The sequence below is a fragment of the uncultured Vagococcus sp. genome (assembly GCF_963518325.1).
Taxonomy (GTDB): Bacteria; Bacillota; Bacilli; order Lactobacillales; family Vagococcaceae; genus Vagococcus_D.
Map to the genome: position 1 here is coordinate 1 of NZ_CAUQJB010000007.1, position 24,635 is coordinate 24,635.

21 protein-coding genes and 1 pseudogene are annotated in these 24,635 nt (G+C 38.6%); 20 read left to right on the forward strand and 2 right to left on the reverse strand.

Annotated features, from left to right (window positions below):
* The 4 genes from RWN13_RS08040 to RWN13_RS08055 form a co-directional block, all read left to right on the forward strand.
* On the forward strand, window positions 1–389 hold a 389-nt coding region (locus RWN13_RS08040), incomplete at its 5' end, for a hypothetical protein (protein ID WP_314062009.1).
* A gap of 26 nt (window positions 390–415) precedes the next feature.
* Window positions 416–1,147: a TipC family immunity protein gene (locus RWN13_RS08045; RefSeq protein WP_314062011.1), complete on the forward strand. Its 732-nt coding sequence runs from the start codon at window positions 416–418 to the stop codon at window positions 1,145–1,147.
* 158 nt (window positions 1,148–1,305) lie between these two features.
* Complete coding sequence (gene lepB / locus RWN13_RS08050; RefSeq protein ID WP_314062013.1) at window positions 1,306–1,887, forward strand: signal peptidase I; 582 nt, start codon at window positions 1,306–1,308, stop codon at window positions 1,885–1,887.
* A 416-nt stretch (window positions 1,888–2,303) separates the two neighbouring features.
* A complete protein-coding gene (locus RWN13_RS08055; protein ID WP_314062014.1) occupies window positions 2,304–3,035 on the forward strand; it encodes a TipC family immunity protein in 732 nt (243 codons plus the stop codon).
* A 118-nt stretch (window positions 3,036–3,153) separates the two neighbouring features.
* Here the strand turns inward: RWN13_RS08055 and RWN13_RS08060 are convergent, their stop codons facing one another.
* Window positions 3,154–3,966, reverse strand: a complete 813-nt coding sequence (locus RWN13_RS08060; protein WP_314062016.1) for an AAA family ATPase — start codon at window positions 3,964–3,966, stop codon at window positions 3,154–3,156.
* Between the two features lie 370 nt (window positions 3,967–4,336).
* Between RWN13_RS08060 and RWN13_RS08065 the strand changes: the two are divergent.
* From RWN13_RS08065 to RWN13_RS08120, 12 genes and pseudogenes are all read left to right on the forward strand, one after another.
* Window positions 4,337–4,777 (forward strand): annotated as a pseudogene (locus RWN13_RS08065) (recombinase family protein); the annotation flags it as partial.
* A gap of 139 nt (window positions 4,778–4,916) precedes the next feature.
* A complete protein-coding gene (locus RWN13_RS08070; RefSeq protein WP_314062018.1) occupies window positions 4,917–8,774 on the forward strand; it encodes a hypothetical protein in 3,858 nt (1,285 codons plus the stop codon).
* Window positions 8,775–8,824: 50 nt separating this feature from the next.
* On the forward strand, window positions 8,825–9,262 hold the full coding sequence (locus RWN13_RS08075) for a hypothetical protein (RefSeq protein WP_314062020.1): 438 nt from the start codon (window positions 8,825–8,827) through the stop codon (window positions 9,260–9,262).
* Window positions 9,263–9,613: 351 nt separating this feature from the next.
* Entirely contained in the window at window positions 9,614–9,805 is a 192-nt protein-coding gene (locus tag RWN13_RS08080) for a GyrI-like domain-containing protein (RefSeq protein ID WP_314062022.1), read from the forward strand.
* A 19-nt stretch (window positions 9,806–9,824) separates the two neighbouring features.
* Window positions 9,825–10,208 (forward strand): DUF1801 domain-containing protein, encoded by a 384-nt coding sequence (locus RWN13_RS08085; RefSeq protein WP_314062024.1) that lies wholly within the window; start codon window positions 9,825–9,827, stop codon window positions 10,206–10,208.
* A gap of 1,400 nt (window positions 10,209–11,608) precedes the next feature.
* Window positions 11,609–12,793: an MFS transporter gene (locus RWN13_RS08090; RefSeq protein ID WP_314062026.1), complete on the forward strand. Its 1,185-nt coding sequence runs from the start codon at window positions 11,609–11,611 to the stop codon at window positions 12,791–12,793.
* 18 nt (window positions 12,794–12,811) lie between these two features.
* Window positions 12,812–14,002: a PatB family C-S lyase gene (locus tag RWN13_RS08095; RefSeq protein WP_314062028.1), complete on the forward strand. Its 1,191-nt coding sequence runs from the start codon at window positions 12,812–12,814 to the stop codon at window positions 14,000–14,002.
* A 251-nt stretch (window positions 14,003–14,253) separates the two neighbouring features.
* Entirely contained in the window at window positions 14,254–14,862 is a 609-nt protein-coding gene (locus tag RWN13_RS08100; protein WP_314062030.1) for a hypothetical protein, read from the forward strand.
* A gap of 283 nt (window positions 14,863–15,145) precedes the next feature.
* Window positions 15,146–15,571 (forward strand): universal stress protein, encoded by a 426-nt coding sequence (locus tag RWN13_RS08105; RefSeq protein WP_314062032.1) that lies wholly within the window; start codon window positions 15,146–15,148, stop codon window positions 15,569–15,571.
* Between the two features lie 46 nt (window positions 15,572–15,617).
* Window positions 15,618–15,959: a hypothetical protein gene (locus RWN13_RS08110; protein ID WP_314062034.1), complete on the forward strand. Its 342-nt coding sequence runs from the start codon at window positions 15,618–15,620 to the stop codon at window positions 15,957–15,959.
* Between the two features lie 195 nt (window positions 15,960–16,154).
* Complete coding sequence (locus RWN13_RS08115) at window positions 16,155–16,856, forward strand: DsbA family protein (RefSeq protein ID WP_314062035.1); 702 nt, start codon at window positions 16,155–16,157, stop codon at window positions 16,854–16,856.
* Between the two features lie 706 nt (window positions 16,857–17,562).
* Window positions 17,563–20,010, forward strand: a complete 2,448-nt coding sequence (locus RWN13_RS08120) for an immunoglobulin-like domain-containing protein (protein WP_314062037.1) — start codon at window positions 17,563–17,565, stop codon at window positions 20,008–20,010.
* A gap of 56 nt (window positions 20,011–20,066) precedes the next feature.
* Here the strand turns inward: RWN13_RS08120 and RWN13_RS08125 are convergent, their stop codons facing one another.
* Window positions 20,067–21,011 (reverse strand): phosphotransferase, encoded by a 945-nt coding sequence (locus RWN13_RS08125; protein WP_314062039.1) that lies wholly within the window; start codon window positions 21,009–21,011, stop codon window positions 20,067–20,069.
* A gap of 332 nt (window positions 21,012–21,343) precedes the next feature.
* On the opposite strand from RWN13_RS08125, the gene RWN13_RS08130 reads away from it, so the two are divergent.
* The 4 genes from RWN13_RS08130 (at window position 21,344) to RWN13_RS08145 (ending at window position 24,608) form a co-directional block, all read left to right on the forward strand.
* Complete coding sequence (locus tag RWN13_RS08130) at window positions 21,344–21,643, forward strand: BMC domain-containing protein (RefSeq protein WP_314062041.1); 300 nt, start codon at window positions 21,344–21,346, stop codon at window positions 21,641–21,643.
* Window positions 21,644–21,715: 72 nt separating this feature from the next.
* Window positions 21,716–22,003, forward strand: coding sequence for a BMC domain-containing protein (locus RWN13_RS08135; protein ID WP_314062043.1), 288 nt, complete (start codon window positions 21,716–21,718; stop codon window positions 22,001–22,003).
* A 20-nt stretch (window positions 22,004–22,023) separates the two neighbouring features.
* Window positions 22,024–23,478, forward strand: a complete 1,455-nt coding sequence (locus tag RWN13_RS08140; protein ID WP_314062044.1) for an aldehyde dehydrogenase family protein — start codon at window positions 22,024–22,026, stop codon at window positions 23,476–23,478.
* Window positions 23,475–24,608: a 1-propanol dehydrogenase PduQ gene (locus RWN13_RS08145; protein ID WP_314062046.1), complete on the forward strand. Its 1,134-nt coding sequence runs from the start codon at window positions 23,475–23,477 to the stop codon at window positions 24,606–24,608. The genes RWN13_RS08140 and RWN13_RS08145 overlap by 4 nt, the downstream gene beginning before the upstream one ends.
* The last annotated feature ends 27 nt before the right edge of the window (window positions 24,609–24,635 follow it).

The window sequence follows — 24,635 nt, forward strand, 5'->3', positions numbered from 1 at the left end:
TTATTACGCGTGAATTAGAAAAGCATATGATTAATGTCCCAGATATGAATAAGTTGTCCTCTTGGGAAGCCATAAGTGACTTTGATGAATTGGTGGAGCAACTAAGACTTCGTGGCGTCGCGGATATTTATTCTGATGGAGTACCTGGTGGGGAAACCTTCGATGCTGGAGAAACCTTAAGGATTACGCTGAGATCAGGCTTGCAATTTGGCATACAACTAACAGAGGAAGACACTCAGGAAGAAAGAGAGGACTTAGTAGCCAAATTAGCTACGGTACTATACGGCTCTAATTCTCAGAAAAGAATTGAGAAAATAGGTAAAAGTCAACAAGCTAAAGTAAAAAGAGACTTAAGGCAGAGAGCAAAGAAATTAAACTACAGGAGATAACACTAAAAATGAAATGGTGAATGATTATGGCTACTAAATCGGCAACTAAATTTAAAAAGTACATTAAAGTGATACTAATAATTGCTATCTTGATACTTATAACACGTCTTTATCCACTAGCCAATCGATTTCGAGAGAGAAAGCCACTATCAGAAGCCAAGTTTTCAGATATTGTCAACGTCTTTGATGAAATTTATTGGTCAGAGTACAATCGACGAAATTTAACAATTAGCCACAGCTTATTAAAAATTCCAGTTCGTCCTAGTTTGGCCTTAGTAGAAAAAGTTGAATTATCACCGATTGACCACAAAACGTATGAAAACTATGCTTATGCGAAAGCAACGTATAAGAAATCGATATCGAATGAAAGGTTCCGTCCATCATTATCATTTGATGGCCAATTTCATGATTTTAGCATTACTTCAGGGGTAAGAATATCAGATGAAATAGAAATTCTTACAATGGACATTTATTATGTTGAAAAGAAAAAGATGGAAAGAAGATATATATTGGTGATGTATGAACAAGATAATGATAGTGGTGCTTATGTACATAAAGACTCCATGTCGGATCCCCTAACAATTAAACAATTTATTGACGATCATCAGATTGTTTTATCAGATATAAACAAAGCAGGTGACGCATTTACGTATGACATGTTCATTAAGGATTGGCTGGAAGTCAACGGCAAGTATAGTCGATTTAGTCAAGACGACATTGGGGAATTTTTTGAAGCGCCATCCGTTTTTAATAACTAATTTTTTTGGTTAAAAGAATAAACCGTTAAGGAATCAGCCTTTGTTAAAAGATGTTATTTCTAAATGGCTATCTAGGAAAGTAAAAGGGCTACGCAATCAACAATTTAGGCTGAAGTTACCCAAATAGTTGATGTTTTGCTTGAGAAGGGGAGATGAGAATGATAAAAGATTACATAAAAAGAAGGTATGGCTTCCTCTTGTTTTTGCTGATGCTGGTTTTATCAAGAATTTTTTTATGGGGAATCGTATCAGTCTCAGGTGATTCTATGGCGCCAACTTTTGAAGAAGGGCAGAGACTAGTGGCAGTAAATTTTTCAACAATATCTAGATTTGATGTGGTCACGATTAACTCACCGTTAGTTCCCAATGAGATATATTTGAAACGAGTGATTGGTTTACCCGGAGAAAAAGTTGAAATGGTTGATGATGTCTTAAGTATCAATGGTGAGACGGTGACTGAACGGTTTCTTTTAACGTATCAGTTGGCGTTTTATCATAACAAATTGCGTAATATTTATGAGGATGATGTCAATTATCAGCAAATAGCCTCAGAAGCAACTAGTTTTACAGAGGATTTTAGCATTGAGGTACCACAAGGCGAATTTTTTTTGATGGGTGACAATAGGTTGATTTCCATGGACAGTCGAAGCAACCAAATTGGCACGGTAAAAAAATCAGCCATAAGAAATGAAGCAAAGTTAGTTTTTTGGCCATTTAATAAAGTGCGTTTTCACTTGTAGATTAGTGTGATGACCATCGACTATCCTAAAATTAAGGGGACATCAGTTTATTAGGCATCCCATATATGAGAATAGAAGAGAACCATAAAAAAAGCTAACATTTTTGCAGGACATTGTTTTAGACCATTGGCCAAATGCCAATTCGGATTTCACGCAAGTTTCTAAAGATCATTTAGCTGATGTCATCATTGAAACAGCAATCTTTTTTCAATGATTAAAAAAAAATTCAGATACTGACGATTTTGTTAAAGCTTTAAAAATAAACGGGATGAATGAATCACGATTTTGAAAGAACAGAGTGTTAAGGAGAATAGATGGGAAATGAGCGTTTCTAGGTTATGGCATCTTACCACCATTGAAATCAGCAGTAATTCGTAACGATTTATAAAAAACTAAAAATGAAATGGTGATCGATTATGGCTACTAAATCAGCAACTAAATTTAAAAAGTACGCTAAAGTGCTACTAATAATGGTTATCTTGATACTTATAACACGTCTTTACCCACTAACCAATCGATTTCGAGAGAGAAAGCCACTATCAGAAGCCAAGCCTTCAGATATTGTCAACGTCTTTGATGAAATTTATTGGTCAGAGTACAATCGACGAAATTTAACAATTAGCCACAGCTTATTAAAAATTCCAGTTCGTCCTAGTTTGGCCTTAGTAGAAGAAGTCGAATTATCACCGATTGACCACAAAATGTATGAAAACTATTATTATGCGAAAGCAACGTATAAGAAATCGATATCGAATGAAAGGAATCATCCAATATTATCATTTGGGGGCACAAACCATATTTTTAGTATGTTTTCATCGGTACGGGTATCAGATGAAATAGAAATTATTATATTGGACAGGTATTATGTTGACACAAAAATGATGGAAAGAGATTATATATTAGTCTTGTACGAGCAAGATAGTAAGAGTAGGGCTTATATCGAGAAAGATTCAATTTCTGATTTGCCGAAAATTAAACAATTTATTGACGATCATCAGATTGTTTTATCAGATATAAACAAAGCAGGTGACGCATTTACGTATGACATGTTCATTAAGGATTGGCTGGAAGTCAACGGCAAGTATAGTCGATTTAGTCAAGACGACATTGGGGAATTTTTTGAAGCGCCATCGGTTTTTAATAACTGATTTTTTTGGTTGAAAGAATAAATCGTTAAGGCATCATTTTTACTGCTAAATTTCACCTAGATGTAGCTATATATTACACACCAAAAGTCACTCCAGAAATGAAGTGACTTTTAAGTGTTTATTCTATGTTTCCAATTACCAAGCTATCTCGCGCAGCATTTACAACATCAGTAGTGACTTTTGATAAATTGTTAATGCCCATTATTCTCTCAATTTGAGTAAATAGTCGATGAAGCAACCTGAAATTTCCATTACTCAATTTAATAATACTTGTGAGGGCATCGTAATCTTCATATGAAGTAGTTAGTCCCATTTCAGACCACTTATGTTCAAGCATATGGTTTAGCTCAGTATTATTTAGTTTTTTATATTCATGTGAAAATCCGACACGAGAATATAATTGTGGGTATCGAGATAATCTTTTTTCTATACCTGGCATTTCTATGAAAATCATCCCAAGATCATTTTTGTCATAAATATCTTGTAGGAGTTCAATTGTTTGAGTTTTTAATCGATCAATTTCATCTACAATAATCAATTCGATACCAGTGTATGCGTCTTCATTTGAAAGGACACTAAATATAGACTCCTGTCCATCTTCCTCTGAAAGATTATTTAGTTGGGTGTAGTAGGCTTCTTTTGACCATCTTAAGTTGCTAGAATATGATTCTAAATCTGCCTTTAAAGATTGCGGGCGAACTGCCGGAGCAGTTATAAAAAGAGTTGTCACATCTAAGACTTCTGGTGGGATATAGTCTTCAACTCGTTTGGGAATTGTTTGAATTATTTTCCTAGTTTGATAATAAGAAGGACTCTCAGTTTTATTTTCGATGTACCAATTAGTTACTTTTCTGTGAATTGTGGCTAAGGACAGGCTCTTATTTTCAAGATACATTTTTTTTATTTTTTGATTTTCTTCGGTCAGTTGCATTTTGTCTTTATCACTCCTTTCTTTAGCAACTAATCCAATTAATCCATTTGATCGAAACTTGCTGATCCAGAGTCTCAATGTTCGAATCGACACATTAGTTTTAGAATGAATCTCATTGAGTGTGAGATTCATTCTAAATAGGGTTGTATGATATGAAATTTATTCAAAGCCGCTAACCTTTTGGTTTCTGTAAAATTTATCAGTTACTTCTTTTCTGTCATTTTTTCACCACCTCGTAACAAAGAATATTATCACTACCATTATAGACAAAAGTTCCCAATAGTGTTAAATCTAATGGGAACTTAATAAAAAAAGAAACAATGGACGTTTGAACGGTCCCGTATGACTTGTTTCATAACTGGAGAGAAAAATGACGAAAACAGGGTATATTCGAGTCAGCTCAGATGGACAAAATTCTTCAAGGCAACGTGAGCAGTTAGAAAAATTAGATTTAGATATCATTTATGAAGAAATTTTTTCCGGACCAACCATGAATCGATTAGAACTACAAAAACTTTTAAGTGAGCTAAAAGCTGGAGATATTATTTATGTGACAGATCTCACTCGTATAACAAGAAGTACAAAAGATTTATTTTCATTGGTGGAACAAATTCGCCAGAAAAAGGCTGCCTTAATTTCCCTTAAGGATACCTGGTTAAATTTATCTGAAGAGAATCCTTATAGTGACTTTTTATTAACTGTTATGGCCGGTGTCAATCAATTAGAAAGAGACTTGATACGGGTGCGTCAAAAAGAAAGGATTGCGATTGCAAAACGAGAAGGAAAATTTAAAGGACGTATGCTGAGATATACAGATGCATTCTTTTTCTTGTCAATAGTTTGTAAGGGATTATGTAAATAACTCACAATAAAAAATATACGAATAGTTTCTGAACAATTAATATGATAGCATTAATTAGTATCTATCATTAGTCAAAAGGAGAGTTTTGATGAAAAAAATTGCAAAGGGGTATTATTTTAAGGTTATTCAATTATTACTTACTAGTTTTCTTATTGGCCAGTATATACCGGTGACTGTTCAAGCTGTGGATAGTGTCGTAGAAGATATGACTTTACAGCCGGTTGCACCACTCTACACCTACAGTGCAGTACCTGATTCCGATTTAAGAGATCATTTACCAAAACTATTAAAGGACTTGGAATCAGAAGACTATATCATACAACATCCAGTTAAACTGTATTCCGTCACGAGTGTTGAAATAACAGAAGATGCTTATTATCCTGTCATGGTAGATCAACAATTAAAAACCTTGATACGCTATAATAGTAAAGCAGATCTTTATGTATTAGAAAAGCCAGAAACGGTGGAAATGATTCGATCACATAAGGAAAGTTTGACTGACCAGGATAGCCTTTTATTCATAGATTTAGAGGGGATAATTGTAGGTAAGAGCCAGGATAGTGTGACCAATTTTTCCGAAACAGGCTTCTCAGAAATAGACAACCTAGTAACCAAAATTAATGTCTCTGAGCTTGATTTAGGAAAAAGTATAAACATGTTCAGTGATAACGAACAATTTTTTGAAAGTAAGTCTTTCAAAAATAGTGAAACTAATACATTTGACTCTTTCGAAGAACAACCTATCGTTGCTACATCCTCATCAACTAGACAAGATAAAACGGACACTTCAACAACTAATCTCGATTTAACGGTTAAATCGGTAGATGAACAAACATCATCAACTAATAACTCTAGCAAAAAAAAGGACGATTTAAAAGAAAGTTTGGATACCTTAGACTCGTCAATAACTACTACCTATTCAAGTAGTGTAGAAAACAAAAGTTTAGAGACTCCTTCAACAAAGAGTGATCCAAAAGAAGCGGGCCCATCTATTGAACATGCTAAAAACATGTTGGCAATGAAATTCTCTTTTGATTCACCTGAAGAAGCTTTTTACGGCACAAAAGATTACACGTCAGGATTAACCAACAGCGATGTTTACTTATCAGGTTCTTACATCAGATCTAATAATAATTATTATGTGGTTGAAAAAACCAAAGAAGGGGCCTTCCGATACGCCAACACTGGCTACTTGGCTTTGTATGGACAAGGTAGCGGCCTCTACTTAGAATGGTGGTCTGGGCGAACTAATATCCCAAATCGCTCGATAGAATTAAAACCTGAATTTAAAGAATATTATAAAGAAGCGACCTTCCACCCTTGGACTGGGCGAGACATGAATTATATTATGCGTTGGCTCAATCATTGGTCGACAAGTGAGTTTATGATTGTTAAATCTGGAGATATTGCGGATGATGTTTGGCTTTTATCTAAAAATGATGCAGAAATTGTTCCCTCTCTAAATGACAAATATGCTTATAAACAAATTTCACGTAAAAAAGAAACAGATAGATACGGTACAAAAGATTACATATCAGGATTAAGTAACAGCCATGTTTACTTATCAGGTTCTTACATCAAATCTACAAATAATTATTATGTGGTTGAGAAAACCAAAGAAGGGGCCTTCCGGTACGCCAACACTGGGTATTTGGCGTTGTATGGGCAAGGAAGTGGCCTCTACTTAGAATGGTGGTCTGGGCGAACTAATATCCCAAATCGCTCGATAGAATTAAAACCTGAATTTAAAGAATATTATAAAGAAGCGACCGTCCACCCTTGGACTGGACGAGACATGAATTATATTATGCGTTGGCTCAATTATTGGTCGACAAGTGAGTTTATGATTGTTAAATCTGGAGATATTGCGGATGACGTTTGGCTTTTATCTAAAAATGATGCAGAAATTGTCCCTTCTTTGAATAACAAAGACGCTTATAAACAAATTTCACGTAAAAAAGAAACGGATAGATACGGCACAAAAGATTACACGTCAGGATTAACCAACAGCGATGTTTACTTATCAGGTTCTTACATCAGATCTAATAATAATTATTATGTGGTTGAAAAAACCAAAGAAGGGGCCTTCCGATACGCCAACACTGGCTACTTGGCTTTGTATGGACAAGGTAGCGGCCTCTACTTAGAATGGTGGTCTGGGCGAACTAATATCCCAAATCGCTCGATAGAATTAAAACCTGAATTTAAAGAATATTATAAAGAAGCGACCGTCCACCCTTGGACTGGACGAGACATGAATTATATTATGCGTTGGCTCAATCATTGGTCGACAAGTGAGTTTATGATTGTTAAATCTGGAGATATTGCGGATGATGTTTGGCTTTTATCTAAAAATGATGCAGAAATTGTTCCCTCTCTAAATGACAAATATGCTTATAAACAAATTTCACGTAAAAAAGAAACAGATAGATACGGTACAAAAGATTACATATCAGGATTAAGTAACAGCCATGTTTACTTATCAGGTTCTTACATCAAATCTACAAATAATTATTATGTGGTTGAGAAAACCAAAGAAGGGGCCTTCCGGTACGCCAACACTGGGTATTTGGCGTTGTATGGGCAAGGAAGTGGCCTCTACTTAGAATGGTGGTCTGGGCGAACTAATATCCCAAATCGCTCGATAGAATTAAAACCTGAATTTAAAGAATATTATAAAGAAGCGACCTTCCACCCTTGGACTGGGCGAGACATGAATTATATTATGCGTTGGCTCAATCATTGGTCGACAAGTGAGTTCATGATTGTTAAATCTGAAAACATTGCCGAAGTTGATTTAGCTACAGCAAAAAAGAATCAGCTAGTTACTCCTTGGCATTTTTATGAAACAGGCAGAACCTCAAAAAAAAATCAATACTACTCACTTTCACTACCAGAGACCACTCGGTTAAATATTGACTTAACGGGATCATACAAAAAAAATTTAACAGTGTATAATAAAGAGGAGAAGAAAGTTTTTTCCACAGCCTATTCATCTGGAAAAGCAAGTGAAGTATTAGATTTGCCAGCAGGGGAGTATTATGTGATACTGACAGGTATTACCTCTGAGACGGCCTTTCAGATGAAAAGAAGTCAGTTTAAAGACTGGCAATTATCTATAGATACAAACAAAGATCGGACGCATATTTATGTTGGAGGTCATTATAATCAAGCGTTAACTGATCTATATGCACCCTATCATAACTCGACATTGTTGCCAACGGTTGTCCAAGTCACCAACACCCTATCAAGGATCTGGAAACAGTCTTATGGGAGATATCCAGTGTTGGATACTATATTTGGTACCGATTATCTGTTAAGTGCGCCGTCACTCACTCAGCCAACACTCACTAGTTTAGGTTATGTGCCATTAGGAAGTCAGATATTTACGTTCCCTATTCAATATGTTGGGCAAGGACAGTTTTATTCCAATAAGCAACTCTTCAATCCAATGATTGGCCCTCAACAGCGGTTTGTTATAGTCGATGATTTGCTGTTTTGGATAGCCGTCGCAGGTGTAACCATTGCTTACTCAGCCTATGTCGCTAATACTAATAATTTAACACTGACGATGCCCAGTTTTTTAGAATCGGATGCGGGTAGTTGGGAAGATCTAGATGATTATGGAGAAGAAATGAATCAAGTTATGGCTAATCCCAAGTATAAAGATAATACGAATATTGATTGCTCTGAAATTGCAGAAGATTTTGCCAAAGTTAATCCTAAGGGGACCGTTTACAATGTTATGGCAGAAGATGGTGGGAAATTTAGTGTTCTAGAGTATGGCCGAATTAGATCTGACATGGATTATCATATGGTTTTTTCATATCGAGGACTTATTTATGATCCCAGATACGCGTCTGTTCCCATTGTAAAAGATCAATACTTTAGAGAACTACAATCATTAAATATAAAGAAATTACACGTATACGAAATACAACTCTAGAAAAGGAAAATATATAAATGTTTACATAACAATTATATAAGAAAAAACGAATGGACAATAAAGATACAATGATTATCGCTGACATGTTAAAAGATTTTTTTAATATTAAACTATCTAAATCTGCAATGTATTTCCAAGATGATATTTATTATCAAACACCAGCTCTTTATTTTCGATTAGTTAAAGATAATAATAATGACAATAACTATCAATTAATTGAAAATGCTGTTGATTCTTTTGAGGGGAATTTAAAGTGGCGATTCGGAAAATCATATCCTTCTCGGATAAATTATGAAATTATTCCAAAAATCGCAAGAGATACTGACGATAATTGTTTTAAAGAGACTGGGATTTGGCGTAATTACAAATATAATGCTTTGGAATCAGAATATAAAAAAATATGTGAGTTAGCAATTGCTGATATACCTTATTTATATCAACACATGAAAGAGTACTTTGAAAAAAATAAGCCTATTGATAACGATTAGGCACTATTAAAATCCCCCTCTTTTTCCTGTATTTCGACTAGGAAAAAGGGGGGGATTATTTTAGTTAGTTCTTTATTTGGCTCAGTAGATTATCCAAATCAGTCACATCTATTCCATGTAGTCGTAGCTTTCTTAAAATCGTTAAATTGTGGTGCAGTAGTTTCTCATGTTGACTTTTCAATTGTTGGTAAGACTAAATGTTGCGGCTTCTTTCGCTTTTCTTCTTGTAGTTGACCGTTTAGCCGCGTAACACGTTCCTCTAACTTTGTAACGGCTGCAACATCAGGTAGGTCTTTAACTTGAGCTTCACTTGGACTATTTAGCTGCTCAGGGTCTATTCCTGGTGGTGCAATGATCAATCTGAAAAAAGATGTGTTACTTGAATGGTTGCCTAATTCAGACTATACCCAACTATCACTACCTGGACTTGAAGTGTATTTTGAAGGTGATATGACTTCTGATTCATACCAAAGTGAGCTATGGATTCCCATAAAAATTAAAGAGGAATCAACTAATCAAGGAGGAGAGTATGATTCCATTTGAAGATTATTATGTATAGAAAGTGTTTGAAACTTTCTCGCCTGATCAAAATACATACCTACTTAAAATCCGACAATTAATTTTTGATACCCAGAAGGAACTAGCTCCTAATGAATTATTAAATGAAAATTTGAAATGGAATCAACCAACATATACAGCAAAAAATGGGACAGCAATTCGACTTGACCAATTCGGTCCTGATAAAATCGCGATTTTTTTTCATTGCCAGACAACATTAGTGGAACAATTCAGAAAAATATTTGCCGACACCTTAGATTTTACTAAAAATAGGTCAATTATTTTCCCAACAACAGAGGATCTTCCTATGGATGAGCTGAAGATATGTATCCAGATAGGATTGACTTATCGTCAAAAAGCTGTATCTTCTCGATTAAATCATTTTTAATAGCAAAGAGACAAACCGATATTATATTGAGTTTGTTTCTTTTTTTGTATTATTTCTCTCTGTCATTATGTACAATAGATTACTTAAAATAGTGTGATTTATCAGTAAAAGTGACACGTTAAGGAATCAGCCTTTGTTAAAAAGATGTTGTTTCTAACTAGCTGTTTAGAAAAGTAAAAGGGTCATACAATCATCTAGTCAGGTCAGAGTTGCTTGAATAGATGATGGTGGACTTGAGAAGGGGAGACGAGTTGAAGAGAGAATTTACAGGTGAAATGTAAGGTCGCGAGTATCGAATTATTATGACAGATGACCTTTTATGGTTTGTATCAAGATATGAGAGATGATCAGGTTTTACTTCTTTCGGATTTCTATCTTAGTAAATAGGTTATGTTGAAAATTTTAAAGAATTTAATGACTCAATTGAAGCGTATCTATCTTATGATAAACTTTATTTTGCTCTTTTAAAATAACTAAATAAAATCGGCTAGTTGTTGTTCAAAAAACGACAACTATCTAGCGAAAATTCTGACTTACTTGAAAACACCAGTGAGAGATTTAAGAAAGCAATTGAGAATAAGTTATTTAATGGCTTGAAACATGCCCGCTGGTGTTCATAGGTGGGAGAGTATGTGAGTAGAACGAAGTTTTTTCAAAAGGTTGTTTGCATCTAATAAGAACATTTGTATGGTTATTTCTGCATGATTATAGGGCGTCCTCCTTTCCCTTGAGATCCCTTTAGGAAGACGCCCTTTTTTTATGTTATTTTAAATACATGTTATTGACATCGCTTACATCCTGTCGTACAATGACCGTGTTAGCACCATCACGACAACTAAATAATAATTTATGGCGTGCTCGCAAGGAGACTGCAATCCCCCTGCGATGCCCAAAAGACTACAGTACTAGTCAATCAGTTGCCAAGCTAGCTTTTACACCAGCTTCATCTATTGTACCTAATTTAAGCGCTTTTTTCTAGTTTTTTTCGCAAAATTCTAGAAAATGCTTAGGTTTATTTAAGGATAGGTGCGGCTGTAAAGGTTTGTTTTTTCATAATGGCATCAATTGGAACGAGATTAGACAGGTAGTCTAGTCTCGTTTTTTTGCGTATTCTGAGACACCTTAACTCGTCATTCAGATCTTTTGATGTTTGTTTATGGAAATAACATCACCTTTAATCACTGCCGTAATTATTAGGCTGTCAGTTGTCGTGCTGGGCTAGCTGTTGGATAGGCCTGTCCAATAGTCTTAAGGGAACGAGAAGTACTTCTTGTTAAAAATGGAAAAAATTGAGTCTGTGACTAGTAGCAAATTCGGTGTTGGAAAGGATAAAGGGTGTCGTTAACAGGTGTTTGTTAAAGAATGATCAAACAAGCGGGGTTTAATAAGGAGGTCTTATTGTGGAAAAAAGAAAGTTACAAGTTGGGTTAATTGCATTAATTATTGTTGGAAATATCGCAACAGGAATAACGCCGGCATTGGCCAAAATAGGCAATGCTTTTCCAGATGTGGGGCGATCGCAGTTGCAAATGATTGTTTCCATTGCTGCTTTATTGAGTTTTTTAGCATCGTTGATTGCTGGTAAATTACAGTCGGTCTTTAGCCAAAAAGTAGTGGTCTTAGGGGGAGCAGCTTTTTTGGGGTTAGGTTGTTTACCCTTAATCTTTCATACTAATTTTACGTTTCTTTTAATCATCTCTGTGTTTATCGGTGGGGGGAGTGGTTTAATGACTGCCACCATTCCGGCTTTGATTGCCAGATATTTTGAAGGCGATGCTCGCACTGCTATGTTGGGGAAAAAGACGGGATTTCAAGGGTTAGGAACGATGTCAATGACATTTCTTGGTGGCGTATTGGCTGTCTACGGCTGGCAATATAACTATGGCATCTTTTTATTGCCAATTGTTGCGTTTGTTTTAGGAGGGATATTGTTGCCAAATGATCCGGTCTTAAAGGTGGTGAAAGCAGAAGAAGTGGTTTCAGCGTCAGATGGTCGCAAATTTAAGGTGGCAAACGTTAACATAATTTTGTTATTGACACTGGCGGTCACCTTAACCATGCTTAGTTCCACCTTGTCTAATAATATGGCGCTACATGCGGATATTAAGGGGATTGGTGACTCTTCTGTGTCAGGCTTAGCCTTGTCATGTTACAGCTTAGGTACGATATTAGCGGGGTTTGTGGCAGGTCATGTGGTAAAACGCTTAAAGAGTCGGACACTTTTAGTCAGTTATTTATTGATGGCGAGCGGCTTGCTTATTATCGGTAACTGGCATCTGAAGGTTGGTTTGGTAGGAGGGGCCTTGGTGTTTGGGTTAGGTTATGGCAGTGTGATGACGCGTCTTCTTTATCTCATCACCTCACTACTGAAATCAACATCGGTCCCTGTGGGCATGAGTTTATTTTCGGCCTTAACCAGTTTGGGTTTTGCCTTATCCCCGATGTTAATGAATGGAGTGGCAGGGCTGCTATCAGATAATCTTGCGACGACTTCATTTTTGGTGGCACTAGGGTTTGCCTTGGGAATTGCGGTCTTTTTGTTGGTGACAAATGTTGAGAAAAAATTAGTCACACGAATTGCTTAAAAAAAGGAGGGACATCATATGTCTTATGAAGTTGATTATTTTAACGAGGTAATTGATCGGAGAGGAACGATTTCAGGAAAGTGGGATGGCCTTGAGGTTATGTATGGTCAAAGTGAGTTAGTTCCGATGTGGGTGGCAGACACGGATTTTCGGGCGCCAAGGGAAGTCATCGAGGCGGTGTGTGAACGGGCTAAACATGGTATTTATGGTTATGCTTTTTATGGTTTTCCGTATAAAGAGGCGCCAATTGCCTGGCATCAGCGACGCAATCAAATCGCTTATGAAGAGGACAGTCTTTTTTTCACCCCCAATGTCGTGGTCAGCCTTAATAATATTGTTCGAGCCTTGACGGAAGAAGGCGATAAGGTACTGTTGTTTAATCCCACTTATGGTCCCTTGGAAAAGCAACCTGTGTTTGCTAATCGACAAATTGTCAGAGGGCGATTGTTAAACCCACATAGCCGGTATGAAATCGATTTTCAAGGAATGGAGCAACTGGTTAAGGATCATGAAATTAAGCTGTTTATTCTGTGTAACCCACATAATCCAACGGGGCGGGTGTGGACGGAGAGCGAATTGAGTCAATTGCTAAAGATTTGCCAAAGGAAGGGGATTCCAATCGTGTCAGATGAAATTCATTCGGATTTGATTATGCCGGGCCAACGCTTTACCCCGATGATGAAAGTGGCAAGGGCTCTTGAGTATGAACAAGAAGTGATCATACTAAATGCTCCGACGAAAACCTTTAATTTAGCAGGGTTACAAGTTTCTTATTACATTACAGAAAACAAAGCGTACGTTGAGAAGATAAATCAGATCAAAGATTATAGTCATACCAGTGATTTGTTAAATAGTTTTGCCTATCTGGCCATGACTAAAGCCTATGAACACGGAGCAGACTATGTGGACACTTTAAAGGAGTACATCTATGATAATTACTTGTATTTGGTCAATGAGCTGGCTGTTTGTCCCTTTGCAAAAGTGACGAAGCTAGAGGCAACGTACTTGGTTTGGATAGATGTGTCCTCCTTGCCTTTAACCGGTCAAGAGTTGCGAGGGAAGATGGTGGCTAGTGGTGTGGCGATTCAGCCTGGGGATGATTTTTTTGAAGAGAAGGGGCTGTTTTTTAGAGTGAATATTGGTTGTCCGCGAAAAACACTGGAACAAGGGGTTCAAAGGATTGTCAACTGCTTAAGTGAGTGGGTTTAGGTCATAGTTGAAGATAAGTGGGTGTTAAGACTCGCGATATGACGGTGGTACCAAGCTAGTTTGGCAATAGAAGATCTTGCTTTGAGGATTCAGATGTGAGAGTAGATGACGTAAGGCTATTAAAATAAAATATGCTCATTTTTTACTTAGAAACAAGTTTTAATCAGTATTAGTTTAGCGAGTAAAATCACTGGGATTAGTTTATAATAAAGGGAGTCTAAGGTAAATTAATCAATAATTTGGAGGAGCATATGAAAAAAGTTATGTGTTTAGTGGCAGTTTTGGTTTTGGGAGGTTGTTCAAAAGTGGAAGAGGCCACTGACAACAGCTCAGTAAAACCATCCTCGTCGTCAGTTGTCTCAAGCAGTGAATGGACGGTGAACAGTTCCATAACGAGTGTCACTAGTGAATCGACGACTCCAATTAGTAGTGAGCCAATCGTCGAGGCGACATCTGAGCCCACAACTGAGCCGGAATTGCCTGTTATATCTGAAGCGGATTTAGCTGGCAAAGTCTACTCAGGTGAGGCTATTTTCGATGATGGTAGTCGGTCAGCTTATACTATCTCTTTTAATGCTGTGAAAAATCCCGACTTAGAAGGGGACGTCTTATTTACTTCTTTTCCAGGAAGTATGCCAGGGACAATGGAGTATTTTGATCGAATGACAATTGTTGTTACAGGGCCAAATAGCTATCGTGTAACGGCGGAGCAACCTAACACCGATAGTGTTACTGGCCAGTCTTGGATCACTCTTGATATTGTGAAACGTGGCGAGAATCAAATAGAATTTAGCTTAGGGGATAAGTATTTTGTTTTAACTTATGATGAGCAGGTGACCAGTCAACTAAATGGCAGTTAGTCATATGACGTAAGCACCTCTGTGTCCTCACAGGTTAAAACAGGGGAAAATTAAGATGATGTTAGGTAGAAATTAAGTCGAAAATCAAAAAAAATATGCTATAATTAAGTTAGTCACAATCAAAAGAAGACAACTAAATAGTTAAGGTTGGGCGAGAGCTTCAAGGATAGTTTATCTAGGGCGAGATAAACGGATTCTTGAGTGTGCCAAAAAGGGCGTATTCATTGTGAATGCGCCCTTTTTACATATGGACCATTTAGTGGCGAGGAAGGGTGTTGGTGAAGTGAAAAACAGATACAGGAATATTTTAGTGGCAGTAGACGGCTCGGAACAATCAGAGAAAGCGTTTCAAGAAGCCTTGCAGTTGGCGGTTGATTATCAATCAAATTTATTTATTGCACAAATTAGTAATGACGTAGAACCTCATCATAAAGGGTTAGGGTTATCGGATAAGCAACAGGCTTTGTTTGACCGAAAACTAGCAAAAAAAATAGCTGAAGCGAAGGCTTTTGGTGTGAAAACGACGAGGCCAATCATTCGATCAGGTGACCCTAAAAAGCAGTTGGCGAAACTGATTCCTGAAGAATTTGAGATTGATGTGATAATGATGGGAGCAACAAGTCAAGATGTCATTTCACGCATGTTAGTAGGTTCCACAGCGGGGTATGTCGTGGCTCATGCGCCATGCACAGTAGTAGTTGTAAAGTAGGCTATTCAATCACTAATAGTTCGTCACAGAAAAGGAGACAAAATGGATGAAAACAATAACTAAATTGATATTACTGAAAGAAATCCCCCACCATATTTTTGAGACCCTTTATAGTGATTTTTTCCATACACTTCAAAAGGAACTGTTAAAAAAGGGAAATGTGAATGAGATGCTTGATGAGTATGTTGAAGAAGCGAAAGCTTTAATATTGATTCAGTTGCAGATAATGGAACAAACTGATATCGACATCATCGCGAGTGATAATTTTCCACTTGTTAAGGAAAGGCTAGTCGAGGATGTTAGGATTAAATATGCAGAAAATCTGGAAGAAAAAGAGTATTTCTTAAGCCGTAGGTCTAAGCAATTGTTGCGGCAACGACTTCACTAATTAACGATGAATTTTGTTGCAAAAAGAGAGGGGGTTACCAAGCAAAGGCTAAAGGTAACGTCTTTTCTTTTTTTGTTAATGGGTCGAATCAGTTGAATACCACCATAGGAAAACATAATTCTTTACAAAGGATTAGAAGCTGAGGTACAATTTAATGACACTTACAAAAAGTAAGCGTGAAAAGGAGTTGGCCTAATGAAAATAGAATTTTTCCACGATGTTATTTGCAGCTTTTGTTTTCCCATGTCTTATCAAATGAGGGAATTGCAAAAGAGGCGTCCTGACATTGAGATTGTTCATCGTTCGTTTGCTTTAGTTAAAGAGGTTGAGGCGTTTGATACCATGTTTGGCTCGCGAGAAGCTGCAAAAATGGAAATTATGAGTCATTGGCAGCATGCTAATAAAATCGACGAGGAACATCGTTTCAATATTGAGGGAATGAAAGACAAAACATTTTTATTCCCATCCTCAATGAACGGTCTGATGGCCGTTATGGCTGCAAAGAGAATGGCCGATGATGAAACATACTGGAAGTTATTTGATGGGTTGCAAGAAGCCTTGTTTGTTGATAATAAAAATATTGAATCAATAGATGTAATAGAAGGTATTGTTAATCAAATCGGCTTAGATCTGGTAACATGGCGACGTTTTTTTGAGGATCCAGTGACCAAGGAACGGGTGTTGGCCGATTTAGAGCTTGCCAGAGTATATCAAATTAGCAGTGTTCCGTCGTTAGTGATTGATGAGACTTATCAGATTTCTGGGGCAAGGTCGGTGGCTCACTTACTATCGGCAATTGAGAGGATCGAAGAAAAAAATAGTCCCCAATCAATTGAAAATAATCAAATGGATGGGGAAGCTTGTCGTCTGGAAAATGGCACATTTACCTGTGATTAAGTTGGTAGGGGAAAAAGGTCAGACAGTGGGACTCTCTAATTGTTTGACTTGATTAACTTGTTATAGCGAGTTGCGTCTGTTGACTCGTGAAAAGCTACTTAGCCTTGTCATGAGAGTGTGTCTTGTGAGGGCTGTTGATACGTGATTTACTGAGACTCCTGCTATTAGGATGGAGTCAATTGGCGAAATATAAGAGCTGCGCTCTACCAATGCTTTTTTGATTCCTCGATTATGTGAAGCCATTTTTGTTGATAAAGTTGTGATGTTGACAATCACTTTCCTTATCCCATCATTTTCCATGGATTGAATAGTTACAACAACTTCATAAATAAGATAAACCGACTAAAAGATAGGGGACGCAGCTATCTTTTAGTCGGTTTATGTGACTATTGATTTAAAAAGTGTAAATGTTATAAAAAAAAGATATTTTAGAACGGATGACAACGATGCTTAAACGAACATTGTCTGTTAATTGTTAACGAGTTGGGATAGCGACTGACTTAAAAGGCTTTTATTGATATCGATTGTTATAAAAAGGGTGTATTTATAAATAGATGGTTGTTACATTAATAAACATATAATAACGGATCAATACAAAGAAAATTCAGACATTTTCGTTTAAAGGGGTTTATAAAATGTTCGATATATATTATACTTAACAGACCCTTTTATTTTAAAAGGAACGATTAATGCAGAGGAGAGTTTTATGAAAAACAAACATTTGATTAAGTTGACATTGGTAACGTTATTAGCTCCGACATTTTTAAACGCTCAAGGGGCAATTGCAGCGGAAGTACCTGTAAACGCTCCAGCAACAGAGGCACCGAAAGCGGTTGTACCTAAAACCGAAGTTCCGAAAGTAGAGATACCTAAGGTTGAGGTAGCTCCAACTCCGGCACCAGTGCAACCAACACCTGCTCCAGTACCAACACCAGTACCAACACCAGCACCAGAAGTAGTCCCTGTACCTGAAGTGGTTCCAACGCCAGAAGTGACGCCTACACCCGAAACACCAGTTAATCCGGCGACACCAACACCTGAAGTAGCGCCAACGCCGGTAACACCTGCGGCCCCTGGCACTGATACACCAACACCATCTCCAGGTGACGGGGTGGGTCATATTCCAGGCGAAAACAATGGAGGCCTTAACGCTCCGACCTTATCAGTTAACCCTGTTAAAACTATCAAAAAAGGCTCTATTTTTAACGAAAGAGAAGGCGTCTATGCCTATGATAATTCAGGTGATGTTAGCAAACGAATTAAAGTAGTAAAAAATACGGTTAATACTGCTAAAGCAACGCCTGAAGGCGGCGCACCTTACATCGTGATGTATGAAGTGGATTCCGTCGATGGCGGGCCAAAAACAACTCGAACAGTCGAAGTATATGTGGTTGATGACACTAAGTATGGTATGTTAACGGCTTCAATTTCAGATTTTACCATTGCTCAAAATGGTGATGTCACAGGTGAAATTAAAAAACGTCTGGTTGTAAAAGGCCCAGATGGTAAAGTTTTACCAGCGTCAAAATACATCATTGAGACTAATGGGTCTGCAGGTGGTGGTGATGCTGGGAAGTTTAATATCTCAGTTGTCGTGACGTCCACTGAGTATCATACCTCTACAGAAGTAACTGTTAATGTAACGGTACTTAAGGGTTTGACATTGAAGGCATCAGACCGTCGAATTCTTGTCGGCGATACCTTTAATCCTAGAGAAGGGGTGACGGCGTTTGAAACCATGGCTAACGGATCGACTAAGAATTTAGGCGATTACAACGGAACGACCGATTCTGGTCTTTCAATTATTGGTACCGTTAATTCGGCTATTGCTGGTGTGTATCCAATTACTTACTCCGCTAAAAGCGCCAGTGGTGTTGTAGAGTCAGTCACGGTTAACATTACAGTTGCTGAAAGTAAAATCACGATTACGCCTAAAGCTAACCCGATTGTCATTCATCAAGGGACAAAATTTGTAGCTGAGGATTATGCCACAGCCACGGATGAACGTGACGGTGCTCTTAAAGTAACAGCGACTCATACGGTGGACAGTAAGACGCCAGGGGATTATTCAATTACCTACACGGCCACTAATTCTGCTAATAAAACAGAAACGCTGATCGTTCCAGTTATCGTAGAAAAAAGAGTCCCGACACTTATTGTCACTCCGCCAACAATTGTCCAAGATCAAATAATTACAGATGAGATGATCAAGAGCTGGGTCAAAGTTGAAGACCCACTAGAGCCTAATTTAGAGGTATCTTATACATTAACGAAACGCGGTGTTCTTGATACTTCAACACTGGGCAATAGCTTTACTATTGATTATTCGGTCACGAACTCATCAAGCAACACTGCGACAGCCTCTTTAGAAGTGACGGTTGCTGAAAGACTTCCAGTGATTAATGCGACTGACCAAACTGTTAAAATTGGCGAAATAGTGACAGATGCCATGATTAAAAGCTGGGCGACAGCAAGTGATGTCGTAGATGGCGACAACTTAGCAGTGACGGAGTACACTTTATTAGATGGCGACATTGATACCAATGTTCCAGCCAGTAAGTATAGAATTGAGTATTCATATACTAATACAGCTAATAATAAAGATAGTAAAATAATCACAGTGTCCGTGGCAGATGTGTTGATGCCCACTCTTAACGTTGAAAATCAAACCATGTATATTGGGGATAAATTAACAGAAGAGATGATTTTAGCTTGGGCAACCACTGAAAATGCTGAAAATGTTGGCTTTGAAGTAATCGGTGAAGCGATTAGAGTCACAAATCCAGGTAGCAACTTAGTTGAGGCTGGAACTCACCAAATCAAGTTTACGGCCTATTCAGGGGTTAACAATGGCAAAGAAGCTAAAGCTTTATCCACTCAGCCATTTGCACCGAAAAATGCTGAAAAGACTATTACTTTAACTGTAAAAGCCAAAGATGCTGGCTCTAAGAACACCAGCCATACACCTGCAAAACAAAACACAACTAAATCGGATACCAAAACCAAAGCCATTAAATCAGCTAAAGCAAATCTACCGAAAACTGGCGTAGAAGAGACTAGCATGATGTCGTCATTGATGGGCTTGATGATGGTCGTTGTTTATTTCTTCTTTAAAAAGAAACAAGATGGTCTAGATACAGATAAGCTAGATTAGTATTTAATATTAAAAGGATTCTGTTTTCACTTTCACGTGAAAACAGAATCCTTTTTTTAGTTCTCAACCATCTTATACAAGGGATAGGTAGGGTCTTTTGACAGTTCTTGGATGTTACGGCGGAAACGCTCGTAACGCCTGTCACAATAATCCAAGAAATTATCTCCGCAATAGTGACGGATTAAGGCCCAAACGGTCCATAGTAAATCTTGTGAGAGGATATAGGCCTTAATTTTTTGAATGGCATCATCTGGGATAGTCTGACCGTAATACTGTTCAAGTAGTTGCTCAATGGCTACTTTTGGCAAACGGGTTTCGACGATATAGGCAGCTAAGTCGAAGGTGGGATCATTGAGTCCAGAATATTCCCAGTCAATTAAGTAATATCGATTGTGATCATCCACTAAAAAGTTTTCTGGCACGGTGTCATTGTGACACGGAACTAATTGGACATCTGTAACATACCTCTCAAAAAAGTCATAGAGTTTTTTCTTTAAGGAAGGATAGTCAAAAAATAAATTACCATTGATTGACTGAATGACTTCTTCGTATTTGGTTAGTTCGCTTTTCCAATCAAAGGCTGTTTCGAATTGAACAGGCGAGGTGTGAACTTTTTTTAGGATGGCTGTTACGGCTGCCAGATTCTTTTCAGCAAAGGGATCGGCTTGGGCTAAATTTTTACTATTGGGTATAAACTCGCTAATTTTAATGCCGGTTTCAGGGTCGAAATAAATGCAAGTTGAATTGATGTTTAGGGATGAAACGATGTCAGTATTGACCTGCTCAATTTGACGATCAATCATTATTTCGGTTAAAATGCCAGGTTCTCGAATGACGTAATCCTTGCCTTTGATGTTCATTCGATAGTTGTAATTCGTTAGGCCACCAGTAAAGATGGACCGGTCAAAAGTCAAATCAGGCTGATTAAAGACCTCTTGCAGTTTTTCGCTAATCAATAAATCGATAGCCGTCTCGTTACGTATGTCATCTCTGTTTATCATGCTATTACATCCAATCAGGTTTAATAAAAAGCAGTCTTCAGGAGTCATTATACTCTATTTCAATTGTGAAAAAAAGGATAAGCCTTGACTTAGCTAGGAAGAAAGGGAAAATAGTTGTGATTATCCAAGTGAAAAGCAGAATAATCCAACAATCGCAAAATAGTCCAAGGATTATTTGGTAATCGGTTACAAAAGTACCAAATTATCGATGAATTTTGCGTTTTTCTATTTTAGCTACATGCTAAGATGAAGATACTTAAGAGATGGCCATGATTTAAGCCATCATAAAAAGGCAATGTGGCAGTAAATAAAATGACTAAAGGGGTAATCAGATGGACTATCATGGAGACGAGGCGTTAGGTTTAGTGGAGACGATTGGCATGGTTCCTGCCATTCAAGCAGCCGATAGTATGTTAAAAGCGGCCGATGTGGAATTAGTATCCTATGAAAATGTGGGATCAACTTTAGTGACGGTGATGGTCAAGGGGGATGTGGCGGCGGTGACGTCATCAGTTGAAGCCGGTGCCGAGGCCGCTGGGCGTATTGGCAAGGTGACGGCCAGTAATGTGATGCCAAGACCCATTCGACCAATTGGTCAGATTGTCATGGCCCACGATATTGATCAAGCGTGACGGTTAGGCCCCTGGCGATGATGCTAGGATCAGAGTAAGAGAAACGATGACGTGAAAGAAGGAGGTCAAGCAATGAGTGAGGCGCTTGGATTTATTGAAACATTTGGATTAGTTTTTGTGATGGAAGCAGCAGATGCCATGTGCAAGGCGGCAGATGTGGAGCTAGTTGGCTACGAAAATGTGGCATCAGGCTATATTTCAGTTTTGGTTAAGGGCGATGTTGGGGCGGTTAATGCGGCGGTGGAAGCTGGTGTTGAGGCGGTGGTAAGCCTTGGCGCAGAAGTATACAGTCATAATGTGATTCCCCATCCACATCAGGATATTGAAAAGATTATTGCTCGGTATTCCTTTGAAAGCTAAAGAAGGAGGTCGTCTGTTCCATGTATAAAGTTGATAAAGATCTGTTAGCCATTCAAGAGGCTAGAATTAAAATCGAAGCCGCCAAAGAAGCGGCTGTCGAATTAAAGGATTACAGTCAGGAGCAATTGGACATCATTGTCCAGAAAATGGCAGAGGCCATCGCCCCTTATTCGGAAGAATTAGCGAAAAAAGCCGTGGCAGAGACTAATTATGGTATTTGGCAAGATAAGTGTTTAAAGAACCGATTTTCAAGCGAGTATTTGGCTAAACAGTTAAGGGGAAAGCGGTATGTTGGGGTCATTAAGGAGAACAGTCAGGACGGGACTATGGAAATCGGTGTCCCAATGGGTGTGGTTGTCTCATTAGTCCCCGCTACTAGCCCTGTTTCAACGACGATTCATAATTGTTTAATCGCCATTAAATCAGGTAATTCCTTGGTTTTTTCCCCTCATCCCAGAGCAAAAGCCACGATTCAGCAAACCGTAAAGATCTTGAGTGAAGCCGGGGCGGCAGCCGGTTTACCTGAGGGCGGACTGGCTGTCATGCAGTTAGTGTCTCCTGCTAGTACAACAGCGTTGATTTCCCATGAGGACACGGCCATGACGATCGTGACAGGGATTCCTAAGTTATTGCCTCAATTAAAAGGATCTGGCAAACCATTTATTTACGGTGGCAGTGGCAATGGCCCGGTTTTTATTGAACGAAGCTGTAACATTGAGCGGGCTGTTGGTGATGTGATTAAAAGCCGTACTTTTGATAATGGGATTGTGTCAGCGGCGGAGCAGTCGATCGTTTTAGATGGTCCCATCGCTGATCAGGCTAAAGAGGTGTTTGCTAAGGCGGGGGCTCATTTCCTGCAAGGTGAGGAAGTCAATCGTTTATTGGCTGTTTTAGTTAAGGCGAATGGCGAATTAAATTCGGAAAGTGTCGGCAAGTCAGCTAAAGAATTGGCACAGTTAGCCGAGATTGAGGTAGGATCAGAGACGTCTATCTTCATTTGTGAACAAGACTATGTCTCACATCACAATCCTTTTGCTCAAGAGTTGTTTAGCCCCATTGTGGCACTCTTTGTCGAGCCCAATTGGCAAGAGGCTTGTGAAAAATGTATTGAACTTTTAATGGAAGGTGGCAAAAGTCACACCTTGGTGATTCATTCCAAAGATGAAGGGGTTATTCGTGAGTTCGCCATGAAAAAACCAGTTGCAAGGGTGTTGGTCAACACCCCCTCTACTTTAGGAGGCATGGGAGCCACCACCAATTTATTCCCCTCCCTGACCTTAGGCAGTACCGCCATGGGCATCGCTCAGGCCTCAGATAATATTTCACCGACTCATTTGATCAGAATCAGAAAGGTCGGTTATGGGGTGCGCCAGTTTAAGGATTGTTTTACCAGTGAAGCAGCTGAAGTGCAAATGGGCAAGCAGCTAGCAATCGAAGAGGTGCTGAGAAAGATTATTAATGAACTAAAGGAGTGAGAGGGATTAGAAATCAATTTAACTTAAAAACAAAAATTGTTATGGGTCGTGGCTCGCTTGAAACATTAAAAACTGTCAGTGGTCATCGGGCCATGATCGTTGCGGATAAAATGATGGAAGACTTAGGTTATTTAACTAAAGTGGTAACGGATTTAGAAGAAGCAGGCCTCTCAACTAAGGTTTTTACTGAGGTCAAACCAGACCCAGATACTAAGGTTATTGCAGCGGGGATTCATGTCTATCAGGCCTTTCAGCCTGATGTGATTGTGGCGATTGGCGGTGGTTCAGCCATTGATGCTGCTAAGGGGATTTTTTATGGGGCCCAAATGAGTCAGGAAACGAGTAGGCCTTATATTATTGCCATCCCTTCAACTAGTGGAACTGGTTCAGAAGTCACTGATTTTTCTGTGATTACTGTGGAGGATCAAAAAGTGGTGATTGTTGATGAGTCTCTCAGTCCTGATTTAGCCATCTTAGATGCTACTTGTATTAGCACGGTTCCTCAGCGAGTGGCGGTTGACACAGGCTTAGATGTGTTAACCCATGCCACAGAAGCCTATGTAGCCACCAATGGGACCGATTTTACTGATGCCTTGGCTGAAAAGGCAATTAAACTTATTTTTGATCATCTGCCTGTTTTATACGAAGACAGTGACAATCACGTCTCTCGCGATCGAGTCCATAACGCCTCGTGCTTAGCTGGAATTGCCTTTAACAATGCAGGCTTAGGCATTATTCACAGTTTGTCTCATGCTCTAGGTGGCCGTTTCCACTTGCCCCATGGCCGCTGTAATGCCTTGTTATTGGAAGAAGTGATTCGCTATAATGCTGATTTGGTTGGCGAAGGGAAGACGGCAGCCGCTGAGAAATACGCTCAGTTGGCAAAAGTGTTGGGCTTGCCGGCTCGGACCGTCAGAGAAGGGGTGGTCAGTTATTTAGATGCAGTTGGGCAGCTAAAAAAACAGCTGGGAGTGGAATCAAGCTTGGAAGACTTGCCAATTGATCTGGCGACGTTTAAAGACGCCGTTCCTCAACTGGCTGAAATCGCTCTTGGCGATCGTTGCACACCGACGAATCCGGTTCAACCAACTCAAGAGGCACTGGAAAAAATATATCATCGTCTGTATTGATTCCTCACTTAACGAATGTTATTTGAT